The organism is Brucella sp. MAB-22 (genome assembly GCF_025908475.1).
In the GTDB taxonomy this organism is placed as follows: Bacteria; Pseudomonadota; Alphaproteobacteria; order Rhizobiales; family Rhizobiaceae; genus Brucella; species Brucella anthropi.
This window is the reverse complement of sequence record NZ_CP109781.1, coordinates 993,378-1,008,873: the sequence shown is the minus strand read 5'-3', so window position 1 is coordinate 1,008,873 and position 15,496 is coordinate 993,378. Positions and strand designations below refer to the sequence as shown.

Sequence of the window (15,496 nt, the reverse complement as noted above, 5' to 3'; positions counted from 1 at the left end):
CGAGCCTTTGCGCGTTCAAATGCTGCCGCACCGCTGTTTAGAATCATCTGAAAAAGTCGATACTGAACAACCCGTTGAAGGTCGGTCGCGTCGCAAGCAAGGGAATGCAGCCTCATGAATACATACGGAAAACTATTTTCAGCCGCGCTGGTCGCGGCTGCGCTCAACAGCACGGCGGTCGGACAGGTCTTTGCCAAGACGTTGATCTATTGCTCCGAGGCATCTCCTGAAATGTTCGATGCGGCGCAAACGACATCCGGCGCCGTGTATGACGCGTCGGCGCGCAATGTGTCCAACGGACTTATCAAGATCAAGCGCGGCTCGACGGAACTGGAACCCGGCCTCGCGGAAAGCTGGGACGTTTCTGCCGACGGCAAGGAATATACGTTTCACCTGCGAAAGGGCGTGAAGTTTCACACCACGAGTTTTTTCACTCCGACGCGTGAATTCAATGCAGACGATGTGATCTTCACGTTCGACCGTCAGGGGAACAAGGATAATCCCTACTACAATCAGGGTACATGGCCGCAATTCGGAGCCTATTCCTTCCCGTCGCTGATCGAGAAAATCGAAAAGATCGACGATCACACGGTCAAGTTTGTGCTGACGCATCCCGAAGCGACCTTTATCTCGACGCTGTCGCTGACATTCGCCGTCATTCAGTCCAAGGAATATGCCGACAAGCTGGTCGCCGAAGGCCGCATTGCGGAGTTCAGCCAGCAGCCAGTCGGAACCGGCCCTTATCAGTTTGTTGCCTATCAGAAGGATAGCGCCATCCGCTATCAGGCCAATCCCGACTACTGGGCGGGCAAGCAGAAAATCGACAATCTCATCTTTGCGATCACGCCGGATGCGGCAGTGCGCTATCAGAAACTGAAGTCGGGCGAGTGCCATATCATTGCCGCTCCCAATCCCGCCGATATTGCGGAGATGAAGAAAGACCCGGCCGTCGAAATGCTGCACAAGGAAGGTTTGAACCTGTCCTTCCTAGCCTACAACACCCAGCAAAAACCGTTTGACGATGTGCGTGTCCGCAAGGCGCTGAACATGGCAGTCAACAAGGCTGCGATCATCGATGCGGTCTATCTCGGCTCTGCGGTCGCTTCGGTCAATCCGCTCCCGCCCAGTGTCTGGGGCTACAACAAGAACGTCAAGGACGACGCTTACGATCCTGAACAGTCGCGCAAGATGCTCGATGAAGCGGGCGTCAAAGACCTGAAAATGAAGATTTGGGCCATGCCCGTGCAGCGGCCCTATATGCCGAATGCGCGCCGTGCAGCCGAGCTCATTCAGTCCGACTTCGCCAAGGTGGGGGTAACGGCGGAAATCGTCACCTATGACTGGGGCGAATATCTCAAGCGTTCGCTGGATAAGGACCGCGATGGTGCCGTCATGCTTGGCTGGACCGGTGGCATTGCCGATCCCGACAACTTCCTCGCCGCTCTTTTGAGCTGCCAGGCCATCGGCAGCGCCAATCGCGCAAACTGGTGCGATCAGGACTTCGAGAAGCTCATTCAGGCAGCCAAGCTGACCACCGATCAGGCCGAGCGCACCAAGCTCTACGAGCAGGCGCAGGTCGTGTTCAAGGAACAGGCTCCCTGGCTGACCATTGCTCATCAGATTGTCGAGCAGCCGATCAGCAAGAAAGTCAAAGACTTCCGCATCGATCCCTTTGGCGGCTATCTGTTCGAAGATGTCGACATCGAAGAATAGGCTTCGTCCTCCGCCGGTTTGATGACTGGTGATGAAATTCGGGGTAGCGGGCATAGAGCATAATCCGACCGGAGTGAAACGAGGATCGATAAGATTATGCTTTGGAGAGAAACGTTTAGAGCGCCGATCTGATTGAATCAGATCGGCGCTCTAAACGCCCGCTATTCTTCTTTGGTTCTCGGATCAAATCCGGGCCGATTCCGACCAATAGCCGAGAAAATATAATGGATATCGTAGACCGCTTTCTAGCCTATACCCGCATCAACACGACCGCTGTGCCGAATGCAAGCAACCTCCCGTCGAGCGAGGGACAAACCGATCTCGCAAAGTTGCTCGCCAGCGAAATGCGCGCCATGGGCATGGATGTTGAAGAGCGTGACCACTCGATCGTTGTCGGCACATTGCCTGCCAATGTCTCGAATGCCGATCAGCAGTTTCCGACGATTGCATGGGTCGCCCATCTCGATACGTCCGGCGAATATACGACCGATACCCGTGCTCATGTGGTCGATTATCGGGGCGGAGATATCCTGCTCAACGAAACGACCGGTGCTGTCATGCGGCTTGCCGAGTTCCCGGAGCTGGAACGTTATGTCGGGGACCGGATCATCGTGACGGACGGCACCAGCCTGCTCGGCGCCGATAACAAATCTGCCATTGCCGAGGTCATGCATGCCATGCAGATCCTGACCACGCATCCCGAAATCGAGCACGGCACGGTCAAGGTTGTTTTCGTTCCCGATGAGGAAATCGGATTGCTCGGAGCCAAGGCGCTCGACGTCGCGTCCCTGAACGCCGATTTCGCCTATACGCTCGACTGCTGTGCGGTTGGCGAGATCGTGTATGAAAACTGGAACGCCGGTGAATTCCGCCTCACCTTCAAAGGCCAGCCAGCCCATCCGATGTCGGCCAAGGGCAAGCTGCGCAATGCCATTCTCTACGCCCAGCAATTCATTGCCATGATGCCGGGCGGCGAACGCCCGGAATATACGGAAGGTACCGAAGGCTATTATTGGGCCAAGGGCATTCAAGGAACAGTAGCCGAGACCAGCCTGATCATCGACATCCGTGATTTCACGAAGGACGGTTACGAAACACGTCGTGCATTCATCGAAAACCTCGCCGCAAGTTTCAACCAGCTTCATGGCGAGGGCACGGTTCATGTAGACTACAAGGCTGTCTACCGGAACGCTGCCGAGAGCCTGCAAGGCGAAAATCGCTATCCGGTCGTTCTTGCCCTTCAGGCCATGAAGGCAATAGGCGTGACACCGACACCGCTGCCGATGCGCGGCGGTTATGACGGTGCGGTGCTGTCCGAAAAAGGACTGCCATGCCCGAACCTGTTCTGCGGCGCGCACAACTTCCACTCGATTTACGAATTTCTGCCGGTCGGTTCGCTTAACAAAGCCTCCGAAATGGTCATCGAAATACTGAAGAGCGCACGGATAACCGACAAAAGCATTGGTTGATCCGACACAGACATTGAGGAGACGTGAATTCATCTCGTCTCCTCGCTCTGTCTATGCCTTCGGCCACCGGCAAAGCGGTTCTGTTTTAGAGCATTTCCTGTTTTGATTGAATCATTAGAAATGCTCTATCTGTTTGTTTTTACGCATGTCTTTATCCCGAAACCGGTTCCCAATTTCGGGAGACATGCTCTAGTATCCTATTGCAGCACCAGCGACGGCACGGCTGTCGATAGCACCGTAGTAGCGGTTGTCGCCACCCTTTTCGATGGCTGCCATATCCTTGCCGCCGACAAGAATGCCAGCTGCCTCGCCCCAGACCGGCCAGTCAGCGTCTTCCCCGACCATATAGCCCATGCCGGTCAGCAACCGGATCGTATCCGGCGAAAGCGCGTTCGCTTCCATATAGACCCGATCCGGCAGCCACTGGTGATGGATGCGCGGGGCATCGATAGCCTCCTGAATGTCCATGCCGTGATCGATGACATTCATGATCGCCTCAAGCGTGATCGTGATGATGCGCGAACCGCCGGGGCTGCCGATGACCATGAACGGCTTGCCATCCTTCGATACAATAGTCGGACTCATTGAGGACAACGGTGACTTGCGCGGTTCGATGGCATTGGCTTCGCCTTGTATGAGACCATAGAGATTGGCCACGCCCGGCTTGATGGTGAAGTCGTCCATCTCGTTGTTGAGGAGAATTCCGGTGCCCTCAGCCACCTTGGCCGTGCCGAACGATCCGTTCAGCGTATAGGTCACGGCGACAGCATTGCCGTCCTTGTCCACGATGGAATAATGCGTGGTTTCGTTGGACTCCTTGAATTCAGCCGGCTTCAGCGCCTCGCTGACACCAGCGCGATAAGGATCGATACGACTGCGAATTTCTGCAGCATAGGCCTTGCTGGTGAGCTTCTCGATCGGATTGTCAACGAAATCAGGGTCGCCCAGCGCCGTGTTGCGGTCCACATAGGCGTGGCGCATCGCTTCCACCATCAAACGCGTGGTTTCCGCGGAACCATAGCCCAGATAGGAAATCGGGTAGCCCTCAAGCACGTTCAGGATTTCACAGATGATCAGTCCGCCCGAAGAAGGCGGCGGCGACGAAACGATGTCATAGCCGCGATAGCTGCACTTGACCGGTTCGAGCTCACGGACCTTGTATTCTTCGAAATCGGCCTTGGCGAGAATGCCGCCATTCTCCTTGCTCGATTTGACAATCAGATCGGCGATATCGCCCTGATAGAAGGCCGATGGCCCCTTTTCCGAAATGGCCGAAAGCGACTTTGCCAGATCCGGCTGGACAAGCTTCTCGCCCAACGGAATCGGTTTTCCGTCTTTCAGGAAGATTTTCGCCGCCGCCGGGTCTTTAGCCAGTCTTTCATTGCCATCAGCAAAGGAGAGAATATCGCCCAGCTCGAGCGTAAAGCCATCCTTGGCAAGTTTCAGTGCCGGGTCGATCAGCTCCTCGCGCTTGCGGGTGCCATATTTTTCGCGTGCTTCCTCAAGGCCAGCCACCGTGCCCGGCACGCCGATGGCGAGATAGGTTTCAGTGCTGGCGCCTTCGACCGGCTTGCCATCCTTGTCCAGATACATGGTCTTTGTTGCAGCAAGCGGCGCACGCTCGCGAAAATCGAGAAAGGTGCTCTTGCCGTCCTTGAAGCGGATCGTCATGAAGCCACCCCCGCCGAGATTACCGGCAGTCGGATAGACAACCGCCAGTGCATAGCCGACAGCGACAGCCGCATCGACGGCATTGCCGCCGTTCTTCAGCACATCGATACCAACCTGCGAGGCAAGATGCTGGGCCGTAACCACCATGCCGTTCTGGCCTTCTGCCGGCGCTGGTGATGCCGCGTAAGCCGAAGGCAGATGGCCCGCAACGGCAATGACTGCGGCAAGGGAAAGCGATTTCAGTCTGTAATGCTGCATGTCTTTCCTCCCGTATGTTCTCCCGAATGGGAGTCCGACAACAACGTCCGCAATATCTTGCGCAAAAGCAAGCGTGAGAAATTCTATCCAGCCGAACTTGCGGATAGAGCGCTAAGAGATGATAATGCGAAGTATTCGGTTCAGATGCTGCTGGACTTGCAGCCGAACCCGAAGCCCTAGCCAGTTCCTTCCGGAACACTCCGGCCATTCGGGCTGTATTTCCATTCCATTTCTGATGATGCGATCTCACCTTGCAGGAGAAATCCATGACCTATGCTCAATGCGTATGCGGAAATCTGACAGTAACGCCCCACGGGCCACCACAATTAACGGCACTGTGCCACTGCTTCGCCTGTCAGCGGAGAACAGGTTCGCCATTCAGTGCAAATGCCTTCTATGCGATAGGCTGCGTTGAAATTTCAGGCGCATCGACGGAATTCATTCGGACGGCGGAAAGTGGCCGCAAGGTCCGGATGCATTTTTGCCCGGCTTGCGGCTCGACCGTCTATTGGCTGCCTGATGCGGTCCCTTCCGTAATCGGCGTGGCAGTTGGCCTTTTTGCCGATCCGGCTTTTGCCCAGCCCACCCTATCTGTATTCGAACAATCGAAGCATGAATGGGTGTTCCTTGATGAAACGATGGAGCACTTTCCACGTTTGCCGGAAAACGACTAGAGCATGTCTCTCGAAAGAGGGAACCGGTTTCGGGATAAAGACATGCGTAAAAACAAACGGATAGAGCGTTTCCTATGATCCAATCAAAACAGGAAATGCTCTGGCAGTCTGCTTCCGACAGATCGTCAAACTATTCCGATCATTCTTCTGGAACTTTACGCACCGGTCGTTGCCAGCGTTCGTAGCAGGGTTGAGAAAGTGAGGGAGCGGTTCGCGTCAGACTGGCTGTCACTGATGCCGTCGTTTCGCGACAGCGACTTGCGGACATTGCTCGGACTATAGCCAAAATGCTGCGTGAATGCCCGCGTGAAATTGGCTGCCGTATCGAAGCCAAACAGCTGCGCTATGTCGGACACCCTGCGGTTTTCGGATGCATCCGCAAGCATCTCATGTGCTGCAAGCAAACGCTTCTGGCGAATATAGTTGAGTACCCCGCCCGAGCCTTCGAACAGCTGATAGAGATGTGTGCGTGAGATGGCGAGCTCCTTGCTCAGTGCATCGGGCGTGAGTTCACGGGACGTGAGATTTTTCTGGATGAAGCGTCTGGCCTTGGTCATCAACCCCAGAGAGGCCCCGAGAGACGCATTGTGTTCGCTCGCATCGTTTTCCTTTACCAAAGGGGCGATCGTGTCAAATACGATCTGGCGCAGGGCGTCGCGCAGCTCCGGCAGGTCTTCGCTTCTGATATGGTCAAGTCCCGCCTGGATCGTCGATACGAAATCGATCAGCAGCTTGGCGCGATAGCCTCCGAGCGTCGCATTGTTACACGCTTCCGGCATACCGCCCAGACCAGCGAAATGATCGACCGGAATGATCAGCAGCACCACGTCCGTTGCCAGCGCACGACCGCGAAACGGATAACCAAACGAACGGATATTGATCATGCCGGGCTCGTTTTCCGCCACACGATCATCCACCGCCGTCCATGTGCGACCGCTTCGCAGAAAACTGATCTGCCAGTGATCAATCGGGCTGGAACGAACCTTTTCCGCTGTACGTTCATAACTGAATGGAGGAACAGTCTGTTCTATCAGCAGCATGCCGCGCAGATTCCAGACTTTCTGGGTAACGGCAAAACCGTCTTCGGCGTTCACACCATCCGGCATCCGCACATCATAGAGGGGAGCCACGTGCTGTTGCCATGTGGGAAACTGTGCGCAGGGTTCCAGCTCTTCGGTCGTAAAGACCAGCGGGGTCAGAATATTGGTGCTTCGGGCATCTTCTCCAAGGGGCGCGAGTGGAACGCGCACTGACTGGCGGCGCTCCACAAAATCGGGCTTCAGATCACGCGAGGCCTTGTCGCTCGGGGATGTCACGGCAACTCCCTAAACCAACCCGGAGGCTCGAGGCGCGGTAATGGCGACCCAAGCCCTGCGTTGATAGTAGCATTTGCACGTATAAAAACAAAATAAGCTGGAACACTATCAGCCACGTAACCGTTCAGACCGGTAGCCGACGTTTCCTCTTACGCGCCGACAACCCCGCTTTCCCGGCCTTTTCCCAGATTTGGCCGGAAGTGTCGGAGCGCGCAAAACGGTCTCTGAAATGAGTTGATTGCATCCCATTTGATGAAAATTTTCAGGAAAATCCGGCCAGAATATTAAAACGCGTCCGATAGAAAGCACGGTAATAACAACCGGAGGCAATCGCATGAACAATGTATTTGCATATACTGTGCGCCGCGAAAGCTTGAAATGGGCTGCCGCTATTGTCGTTGGACTGTCCGCTTCATTATGCCTGACGGCAGGCGCCGAAGCCAAGGATGCCCGCAAGCAGAAAAGCGAAACAGTTTCCGTTTACCTCGTCAAGTACAAGGTGAATAGCCAAGCGCGCTACAACAAGCCTGCATCGGCCAAGGTCATCAGGGTTTCCGCCACGCAATATGCGGCCGGCACGCCCTATGTGTGCACGCCGAGCGGTTTCGGGCAGAAATCCCGCTGCTTCATCCGCGATTAGAGCACAATCCGACCGGCGTGAAACTGTTTTCGGAATGCACTCCTTGGCATACCGGCTCGCAAGAACTCCATACAGATCAGCGAGCCGGCATGCTTGCCTGGCGATTATCTCGCCTTGGCTTTCATGATCGCCAGTCCCTTGCTAACACGGTCGCCGCGCAGCAGCTTGGCGGCCTCATCGGTCGGGCGTGGCGGATTGTTGCGGAAGACATACCAGCTGCCGCCCAGTGAGCGCTTCTGATAGATGACGCCATCTTTCTCACGATGGAGGAAGCAGGTCGTATCGCTGCCGCCGCCCATCTTGTTGACCCAATAGGCCTGCAGGCAAAGCTTGCCGCGATTGGTGGCATACCAGCGCCCCTGCCCGTAAGACCACGCCCTGCCTTTCTGCGACCAGGCGATGAAACGATGTCTGTCGGCGGAGAAATAGCCGCCACCATCCTTCCATTTCCATGACTTACCGGAATAGAGCGCCTCAAGCGCGTCGGCTGACAGCGGTGCAGCCGCCGCAGCCTTGATGGCGATCGGGTCCTCGGTTTTCTGTTTCGGCGCCGCATCGGCAGCGCCTGCCAGAAGAAGTACGGACAGCGCCGCACTTACGGTTCTCAAACGGATCGAAAACATTGTCGTATTCCTGTTCAGACGTTGGAGCATTTCCAGCAAAAATGCGAAGCGGTTTTGCGTGAGGTAAATGCGACATCAATCAAGCGGATGGTTCGCAACCCGCCAGTCAGGCCGCCCGACACCCCGTGGCCACGGATAGACTTCGCGGTCGTTGAAGTAGACGGTCGCAGTCAGTTCCGGAAATTCGGGCTGCGGCTTGTTGGTTTCCTGTGCCCAGGCCCGGACATAGGCGTCGCTTCCTTCATAACCGAGCTCGGCGATAACAATCGGCTTCTTGAAGCCTACCACCCGGTCGTATCCCGGTTTTGTCCGTTCAACGAATGTGGACGCATGTCCCAGTTCCAGCATATCGTAAGGTTCGTAGCCGAACACCGACAGGCCGATCACATCGACATAACCATCGCCCGGATAATAGGCCTCAAGCCCCGCATCTCCCTTCGGCGACCACATATATTTGGCGTTCGGCAATGACTTGCGGCAGACATTGACCGCATGCTGATAGGCGCGGACATACCCCTGTGCCGACCAGTAGGACCAGGTGAACTGACCCGTCTTGTCGTCCATTTCCTGCGCCCAGCGAATGGTCACAGGGCTCTTCAGCTTCGAAGCAGCGGAGCAGACGGCGGCCATGTTTGTATCGTAATGCCCCCGCACGATTCCGCTCAGGAGATCATCCGGTGCAACGCGCCAGTCGCGAGCCCACGACCAGGGTTCGACGGTGATCAGCAATTCGCGGCCCCGTTCCTGCGCATAGGCATCAGCGGTTGACAGGCTCGTCAGGTCCACATCCTCCCACGGAAGGAACAGATGTTCGATGCGGGAATTGGGATCGTTGGTGAAATCCCCGTGCGGATCATAGGCTCCGAACGTGATGGATTGCGGTGTTATCACCGGGCGCTTGTCGTGGAACATATTTCGAGTGTCGACATTGGCACCCGAAACACCGCTCGCCGCGTAAACAGCGGTTGAAAGCAGCCCACCGCAAAGAATGGCCGTTGCTATTTTATATGAGGTTTTCATCGCCGCCTCCTTTATTGTACGGGCGATTGGGCAACGGGCAACGCCAGATTCAGCGCTTCCGTTTTGGGCGTTATTGTTTCGATGGAGAGAAGCTTGCGTGCTTCGTCATCCTTGTTTCCGCCAGCATGGCGGAAGACGTACCAGACACCGTCCGGCTCGCGTTTCTGATAGATCGTCCCATCGGCGATACGGTGGGAGAAACAGGTCTTGTTCGGGAAGACGCCCTGAGCCAGATGCCATTTCGCATCGAAGCACATCTGGCCCGACCAGGTGATCCGCCAGCGGCCTTCAGCCCAGGCCTTGCCCTTCTCCCCATCGACACGGGCGGTGAAACGGCGGTTCTGGCTTTCCATCCGGCCAGCGCCGTCAGCCCACTGCCAGTTCTTGTCGCGATAGAGTAGGTAAAGCTCGGCAGGCGTCATCACACGGGCGCCGTCGGGCAAACCATCTGCCGGAACCGTTGCCGCTCCAGCCGGTCCACTTAGCCCCGCAAGCAGGACAACCAGCGGCAGGACATATCTGCTCCGATCAGTGTTCCGACCAGATCGGGACCGTTGGCCTTCAAACATCACATGTTTCATTTGAACCTCCCACGACCTTCAGGTTGCGCGCACCCGCCAAGGGTTCTTGCGATTGACGGATGCGCGCGTGCGGCAGAACGTTTGTTGGTCTTGTTTCCTGCCGCAGTTGAACAGGACGGCCGATTGTCGAAATCCGGAAGCCCAGATTCTCGGCAACCGCCGGTGAAAAGACATTGCGCAAGTCAACGAGTACGGCGTCCCGCATGACCTGTTTCATCCGAACGAGATCAAGCTTGCGGACACTGTCCCATTCGGTCACGACCACTGCCGCATCGGCAGTGCTCAGGCACTCGTAAGGGTCGTCGTAAAACTCGACGTCGCTGAGAAGACGGCGCGCATTCTCCATTCCGGCCGGATCGTAGGCCCGGATGCTGGCACCGAAGCGTTGCAGGGTTTCGATGAGCGGGATGGACGGCGCATCGCGCATATCATCCGTATCGGGTTTGAACGTCAGGCCGAGGACGGCAATCGTCCGGCCTTCGACACTGCCGCCGAGCGCATCCAGCACCTTCAGCGCCATGCGACGCTTGCGCGCTTCATTGACGGTGACCGTTTCCTCGACCAGCCGCAGGGCGACCCCGTGATCCTGCGCAGTGCGCAGCAGCGCTATCGTATCCTTCGGAAAACAGGAGCCACCATAACCCGGCCCCGCATTGAGAAAACTGGTGCCGATACGCTTGTCCAGTCCCATGCCGAGCGCCAGCTCGGTGACATCGCTGCCGACTTCCTCACACAGATCCGCCAGTTCGTTGATGAAGGTGATCTTGGTGGCGAGAAAAGCGTTGGCCGCATATTTGATCAGTTCCGATGTCCGGCGCTGCGTGATCACGATTGGCGTCTTTGCGGCCTCAAGCGGTGGAGCGTAAAGGGCGACGAGCGCAGAACGAGCGCGCTCATCTTCCACGCCGATGACGACGCGATCGGGCTCGAGGAAATCGCGGATCGCGACACCCTCGCGCAGGAACTCCGGATTGGACGCAACAGAGAATGTGCCGGGTCGGCGCACCGAGCCGATGATCTTCTGCACCACATCGCCTGTGCCGACCGGAACGGTGGACTTGACCACGACGACGCTATGGTCTTCGATCAGCGGCGCAAGCTCGCGAGCGGCCATATAGACGAAGGACAGATCGGCATCGCCGTGCCCCGCCCGTGCCGGTGTGCCGACGGCAATGAAGACAAGCTCCGCACCCTTGACGGCTTCCGCCAGATTGGTCGTGAAGCTGAGCCGGCCAAAGGCGAAATTGCGTTCCACCAGTTCATCCAGCCCCGGCTGGTAGATCGGCACGATGCCGCGCTCCAGCCGGACAATCTTCTGGGCATCCTTGTCGACGCAGACGACCTCGTGTCCCCATGCCGCGAAGCACGTGCCACTGACCAATCCGACATATCCCGTACCGATGACAGCGATCTTCATAATCGTCGCGCCTTTCCCGCTAGTTCGTTCCACTGGCGGTATTCGTGCGCCAGCGTGGATTGAAAATTGTCCTGTGGACGTCGCGTCCGCCTACACCGGCACCGGCAACCGAGAAGCGGTCGTCAAATACCGTGAAGCTTTTCGTGCCCCAGCTCAGTGCCTCGATGCCGTCGCGTCCGCGCTCGACAGTGGTAAAGCCGGTCAGCGCGACCAGCGCCGTAAAACTGCATGCCATTGCCGGTCGATAGAGGCGGCTCGTCATCCGCACGTTATTTTCGCGTGTGTGCTGGATCACGATCATTGCCATCAGGAACAGGTAGAAGCACGCATTGATGATGGCGAAGATGAAGAAGCCCCGCGTCTGATCCGCACCGCCGACGAGAAGGACCGGCAGAATGGACAGGCCGGAGATCAGCGCATAGGGAGCGATTACCCGTAGCGGCACCGGATCGACCTCGGATGAGCCTTTCGGCGTGACACGAAAATCGACAAAGGAACCGGTCAGCCAGTCACGGAAAGCTGCGAAGGTTCCAGCCAGAACCCAGGGCCACCGCGCCAGTAGGAACAGCATCGCTTCCCAGCTGAAAATCCTGCCGTCGACCGGACGGAACGTCTTGCTCGACCGCCACCAGAATGCCAGCGCCAAAATCACGAGCGATTGCGGCATGAAGTGCATCAGGAAAGCGGGATAGGTAACGCTGACGAAATTATCACCATAAGCCAGAATGGCTATCGGCAGAACGAATGTCAGTGCCAGAAAGAAAGCATAGAGAGGATACCAGAGCTGCGAGAACAGAAACTGGATCTTCAGGCGCAGCGGCAACCGACCGATCAGCTTCGGCGTATATTGCAACAGGATCATCACGAGGCTGCGCGACCACTGGAATTCCTGCGTCACAAGATCGGCGAAGGTGCGCGGACCGTCGCCATGGGCGATGGCATCCAGCGCGTGAACACCCCGCCAGCCATGCGCGTTCATGAACAGGGTCGTGGAATGATCCTCGGCCAGTTCCGGCCCAAGACCGCCGATCTCCTTCAGCGCTGCCGTGCGTACCGCATAATGAGAGCCGATGCAGACTGGGGCAAAGCCGCCGTTGTAACCGGCCTGCAGCGAGCCATGCATGCTGGCTTCCACATAGAGACGCCCGCGGGCCGACCAGCTTTCATGCGCATTGCGATCACAAATGCTTGGCGCGGAAACATAACCGACAGCGGGATCAGCGAAGGGCCGCAGCATATTGAAGAGATAACCCGGCTCAGGCACATGGTCGGCATCGAGCTGCGAGACGAAATCATAGCGCTCATAGCCATAGTGATCGTAGAAGAAGGCGAGATTGCCTTCCTTGCACCGGGTACGGCGCGGCCAGGTCTGCCGATGATAGTCGGCACGGCCCTTGCGTGTGGAAACGAACACGCCATGCTCACGGCACCAGGCAAGTGTCGAGGGTGAAGGATCCTCATCGGCAAGCCATGTATCGTGCGGCACATCCTGCGCCAGCATGGCGCGCAATGTTTCAGCCACCACCTCGAAAGGCTCAGACGGAGCCTTGGTGACGACCATGGCGACGCGGCTTCCGGCGGGGATGCGAAGCGGGCCGGTCGGGCGCGCTGCGTGGAAGAAAATAGTGATGAAATAAAGCGGCAGGATCGTGATCCAGGCCAGCAGCGCGGTCACCAGAATGGAGCCGAGCAGATGATTGTGCTTCGCGCTGATGAACCACCATTGCCAGAAATAGGTGATGGCGAGCGCCCACAGGATGATGCCCACCACATATTCCACCCGCTTGCGGCCAGTGAAGATGGGCGCCAGCAATGGTTCCCTTTCGCCGTTGTCGCCGTCAATGGCCGGATGAAATCCGCGCCGTGTCATGTCCGCATCTCCAGACCAAAGAAGGGCGCAGCCGTGCGGATGATCGTGTCAAGATCGGAATGGAGCGTGCGAAACCCAAGCTTCGCTGCCGCTTCAGCCGGGTCGGCATAAAGCACCGGCGGATCGCCAGCCCGGCGCGCGCGCATTTCGACAGGCACCTTGCGTCCGGTAAGCCGGTCTATCGCATCCACGATTTCCTTGATGGATGTTCCGCGCCCGGTTCCCAGATTAAGGACCAGATTGCCGCCGCCATTCAGCAGATGCTCGACCGCAAGCACATGCGCCCGCGCCAGATCGACCACGTGAATATAGTCGCGAATGCAGGTGCCATCCGGCGTTTCATAATCGTCGCCATAGACTTCCAGACAATCCGCCATGCCCGCCGCAGCCAGCATGGCGCGCGGTATCAAATGAGTTTCGGGATCGTGCTTTTCGCCCAGTTCGCCATCCAGATCAGCACCGCAAGCATTGAAGTAGCGCAGTGCCGCATAGGGCATGCCATAGGCTGCCGAATAATCGGCCAGCATATGTTCCGCGATCAGTTTTGTGCGTCCGTAAGGGTTGATCGGATTCTGCATTTCGCCTTCGCGGATCGGCAGCACATCCGGAATGCCATAGGTGGCGCAGCTCGACGAGAAAATGACCGGGCGTCCACCTGTCAGGCGGCTGGCCTCCAGAACGGACTGGATGCCGCCGACATTGTTGCGATAATATTTTGCGGGGTCCGTGACGGATTCACCCACATAGGCCGAAGCCGCAAAGTGGATGATGGCAGCCGGATCGAAGGTTCTGATAGCAGCGATAAGCTGTTCCTGCGAAAGCGTGTCGCCCTCGACAAACTCGCCCCAGCGCACGGAAGACCGGTGACCCGTCGACAGGTTGTCATAGACGACCGGCGAGAATCCGCTCTTGTGCAGAAGCTTGGCGGTATGGCTGCCAATGAAGCCAGCACCACCGGTGACGAGTATATTTTGCCGGGTCATCTCGCCACCTCGAAGAGCTCGCCCGATGGTCTGACCAGCTGGCGTTCAAAATAGGCGATCGTCTGCTTCAGCCCTTCGACAAGTGCAATCTGTGGTTCCCAGCCAAGTTCACGCTTGGCGAGCATGATGTCCGGGCGCCGCTGGCGCGGATCATCAGTTGGCAGCGGGCGATAGACGATGCGCGAGGACGAATTTGTCAGCGCAATGATCTGCTCGGCCAGCTCACGCACAGTAAACTCGCCCGGATTGCCGAGATTGACGGGCTTCTGAACCTGGCTGCTCATCAAGCGGCTGAAGCCTTCGATCAGGTCATCGACATAGCAGAAGGAACGGGTCTGCGAGCCGTCGCCATAAATGGTGATATCTTCACGCTTGAGGGCCTGAACGATGAAGTTCGACACGACACGACCATCGTCGGGCCGCATGCGCGGGCCATAGGTGTTGAAGATGCGCACGATACGGATATCGACGCCGTACTGCTTGTGAAAATCGTAGAACAGCGTTTCGGCCGAGCGCTTGCCTTCGTCGTAGCAGGACCGGGGGCCGAAAGAGTTCACATTGCCCCAATAGGCTTCCGGCTGCGGATGCGTTTGCGGGTCGCCATACACTTCCGAGGTTGAAGCCTGAAAAATCCGAGCCTGATAATGCGCGGCAAGCTCGAGCAGATTGAGCGAGCCAATGACGCTCGTCTTCATCGTGTGCACCGGATCGGCCTGATAGTGCGGCGGCGAAGCGGGGCATGCGAGATTGTAAATCTCGTCCACCGGCAGATCGATCGGGTTGACAATATCGTGGCGCACGAAGCTGAACGTGTCGTAGCGCAGGAGATTGCGCAGGTTCTCAAGCCGCCCTGTCGAAAAATTATCGACGCAGATGACGAAGTTTCCTTCGTTCAAAAGACGTTCGCAAAGATGAGAACCGAGAAATCCGGCACCGCCTGCTACAAGAATGCGCCGTGTTGACATGCGCTCTGCAGATATACCCGATGATCTGAAGTTTATACTCACGAGAACCTCCAACGCTACTTCTTCACTTGCGTGATCCGGCAAAAAGCAAAGAATTTTCCTCAACGCACCCCAATAGAAGCGCGCTGGTCGGTGTTTTTCGATTGCTTTACTAGATGATTGAAGATAGCGGGGCTGAAGTCTTGAGTCGTTAGCGTAGAATCCGGAATCTTATCCTTGCGTCCATTTTTGAAATGGAGCGATTTTTGTTATCCGGTGCTTTCGTGCTGCTGTGAATGCGCTGTTTCGCGCCATAT

At 57.0% G+C, this 15,496-nt stretch carries 13 protein-coding genes; 4 read left to right on the top strand and 9 right to left on the bottom strand.

Going from position 1 to position 15,496, the window contains the following annotated elements; genetic code table 11:
- Window positions 1-114 precede the first annotated feature (114 nt).
- Both OHI65_RS04460 and pepT read left to right on the top strand, forming a co-directional pair.
- Window positions 115-1,713: an ABC transporter substrate-binding protein gene (locus OHI65_RS04460; RefSeq protein WP_125301084.1), complete on the top strand. Its 1,599-nt coding sequence runs from the start codon at window positions 115-117 to the stop codon at window positions 1,711-1,713.
- Between the two features lie 224 nt (window positions 1,714-1,937).
- Window positions 1,938-3,182: a peptidase T gene (gene pepT / locus OHI65_RS04455; protein WP_125301085.1), complete on the top strand. Its 1,245-nt coding sequence runs from the start codon at window positions 1,938-1,940 to the stop codon at window positions 3,180-3,182.
- Window positions 3,183-3,371: 189 nt separating this feature from the next.
- Here pepT and ggt read toward each other — a convergent pair whose 3' ends face one another.
- Window positions 3,372-5,111 carry a gamma-glutamyltransferase gene (gene ggt, locus OHI65_RS04450; protein WP_125301086.1) on the bottom strand — a complete coding sequence of 580 codons (1,740 nt, stop codon included), beginning with the start codon at window positions 5,109-5,111 and terminating at the stop codon, window positions 3,372-3,374.
- Between the two features lie 266 nt (window positions 5,112-5,377).
- Between ggt and OHI65_RS04445 the strand changes: the two genes are divergently transcribed.
- The gene (locus tag OHI65_RS04445) at window positions 5,378-5,785 is read left to right on the top strand and encodes a GFA family protein (protein ID WP_125301087.1); all 408 of its coding nucleotides are present in this window, start codon (window positions 5,378-5,380) and stop codon (window positions 5,783-5,785) included.
- 155 nt (window positions 5,786-5,940) lie between these two features.
- On the opposite strand, the gene OHI65_RS04440 is transcribed toward OHI65_RS04445, so the two are convergent.
- Window positions 5,941-7,101 (bottom strand): helix-turn-helix domain-containing protein, encoded by a 1,161-nt coding sequence (locus OHI65_RS04440; protein ID WP_094515448.1) that lies wholly within the window; start codon window positions 7,099-7,101, stop codon window positions 5,941-5,943.
- Window positions 7,102-7,435: 334 nt separating this feature from the next.
- On the opposite strand from OHI65_RS04440, the gene OHI65_RS04435 reads away from it, so the two are divergent.
- Window positions 7,436-7,741, top strand: a complete 306-nt coding sequence (locus tag OHI65_RS04435) for a hypothetical protein (protein WP_010660582.1) — start codon at window positions 7,436-7,438, stop codon at window positions 7,739-7,741.
- Window positions 7,742-7,845: 104 nt separating this feature from the next.
- Here the strand turns inward: OHI65_RS04435 and OHI65_RS04430 are convergent, their stop codons facing one another.
- The 7 genes from OHI65_RS04430 to OHI65_RS04400 form a co-directional block, all read right to left on the bottom strand.
- Entirely contained in the window at window positions 7,846-8,364 is a 519-nt protein-coding gene (locus OHI65_RS04430) for a DUF995 domain-containing protein (protein WP_012093686.1), read from the bottom strand.
- A 75-nt stretch (window positions 8,365-8,439) separates the two neighbouring features.
- Window positions 8,440-9,384: a glycoside hydrolase family 26 protein gene (locus OHI65_RS04425; protein WP_105535035.1), complete on the bottom strand. Its 945-nt coding sequence runs from the start codon at window positions 9,382-9,384 to the stop codon at window positions 8,440-8,442.
- 11 nt (window positions 9,385-9,395) lie between these two features.
- The gene (locus OHI65_RS04420) at window positions 9,396-9,953 is read right to left on the bottom strand and encodes a DUF995 domain-containing protein (RefSeq protein ID WP_010660579.1); all 558 of its coding nucleotides are present in this window, start codon (window positions 9,951-9,953) and stop codon (window positions 9,396-9,398) included.
- The gene (locus OHI65_RS04415) at window positions 9,946-11,382 is read right to left on the bottom strand and encodes a UDP-glucose dehydrogenase family protein (RefSeq protein ID WP_264358743.1); all 1,437 of its coding nucleotides are present in this window, start codon (window positions 11,380-11,382) and stop codon (window positions 9,946-9,948) included. The genes OHI65_RS04420 and OHI65_RS04415 overlap by 8 nt, the downstream gene beginning before the upstream one ends.
- 19 nt (window positions 11,383-11,401) lie before the next feature.
- Window positions 11,402-13,252, bottom strand: coding sequence for a glycosyltransferase family 2 protein (locus OHI65_RS04410; protein ID WP_125301089.1), 1,851 nt, complete (start codon window positions 13,250-13,252; stop codon window positions 11,402-11,404).
- Window positions 13,249-14,235 (bottom strand): UDP-glucose 4-epimerase GalE, encoded by a 987-nt coding sequence (gene galE, locus OHI65_RS04405; protein ID WP_010660576.1) that lies wholly within the window; start codon window positions 14,233-14,235, stop codon window positions 13,249-13,251. Before galE ends, OHI65_RS04410 begins: the two co-directional genes overlap by 4 nt.
- Window positions 14,232-15,200 (bottom strand): UDP-glucuronic acid decarboxylase family protein, encoded by a 969-nt coding sequence (locus OHI65_RS04400; RefSeq protein ID WP_010660575.1) that lies wholly within the window; start codon window positions 15,198-15,200, stop codon window positions 14,232-14,234. The genes galE and OHI65_RS04400 overlap by 4 nt, the downstream gene beginning before the upstream one ends.
- Window positions 15,201-15,496: the final 296 nt, after the last annotated feature.

What these genes read in the sequence shown, in the direction of transcription:
- OHI65_RS04460 (WP_125301084.1), top strand. Translation starts at nt 115, where the DNA reads ATGAATACATACGGAAAACTATTTTCAGCCGCGCTGGTCGCGGCTGCG.
- pepT (WP_125301085.1), top strand. Translation starts at nt 1,938, where the DNA reads ATGGATATCGTAGACCGCTTTCTAGCCTATACCCGCATCAACACGACC.
- ggt (WP_125301086.1), bottom strand. Translation starts at nt 5,111, where the DNA reads ATGCAGCATTACAGACTGAAATCGCTTTCCCTTGCCGCAGTCATTGCC.
- OHI65_RS04445 (WP_125301087.1), top strand. Translation starts at nt 5,378, where the DNA reads ATGACCTATGCTCAATGCGTATGCGGAAATCTGACAGTAACGCCCCAC.
- OHI65_RS04435 (WP_010660582.1), top strand. Translation starts at nt 7,436, where the DNA reads ATGAACAATGTATTTGCATATACTGTGCGCCGCGAAAGCTTGAAATGG.
- OHI65_RS04430 (WP_012093686.1), bottom strand. Translation starts at nt 8,364, where the DNA reads ATGTTTTCGATCCGTTTGAGAACCGTAAGTGCGGCGCTGTCCGTACTT.
- OHI65_RS04425 (WP_105535035.1), bottom strand. Translation starts at nt 9,384, where the DNA reads ATGAAAACCTCATATAAAATAGCAACGGCCATTCTTTGCGGTGGGCTG.
- OHI65_RS04420 (WP_010660579.1), bottom strand. Translation starts at nt 9,953, where the DNA reads ATGTTTGAAGGCCAACGGTCCCGATCTGGTCGGAACACTGATCGGAGC.
- OHI65_RS04415 (WP_264358743.1), bottom strand. Translation starts at nt 11,382, where the DNA reads ATGAAGATCGCTGTCATCGGTACGGGATATGTCGGATTGGTCAGTGGC.
- OHI65_RS04410 (WP_125301089.1), bottom strand. Translation starts at nt 13,252, where the DNA reads ATGACACGGCGCGGATTTCATCCGGCCATTGACGGCGACAACGGCGAA.
- galE (WP_010660576.1), bottom strand. Translation starts at nt 14,235, where the DNA reads ATGACCCGGCAAAATATACTCGTCACCGGTGGTGCTGGCTTCATTGGC.
- OHI65_RS04400 (WP_010660575.1), bottom strand. Translation starts at nt 15,200, where the DNA reads ATGTCAACACGGCGCATTCTTGTAGCAGGCGGTGCCGGATTTCTCGGT.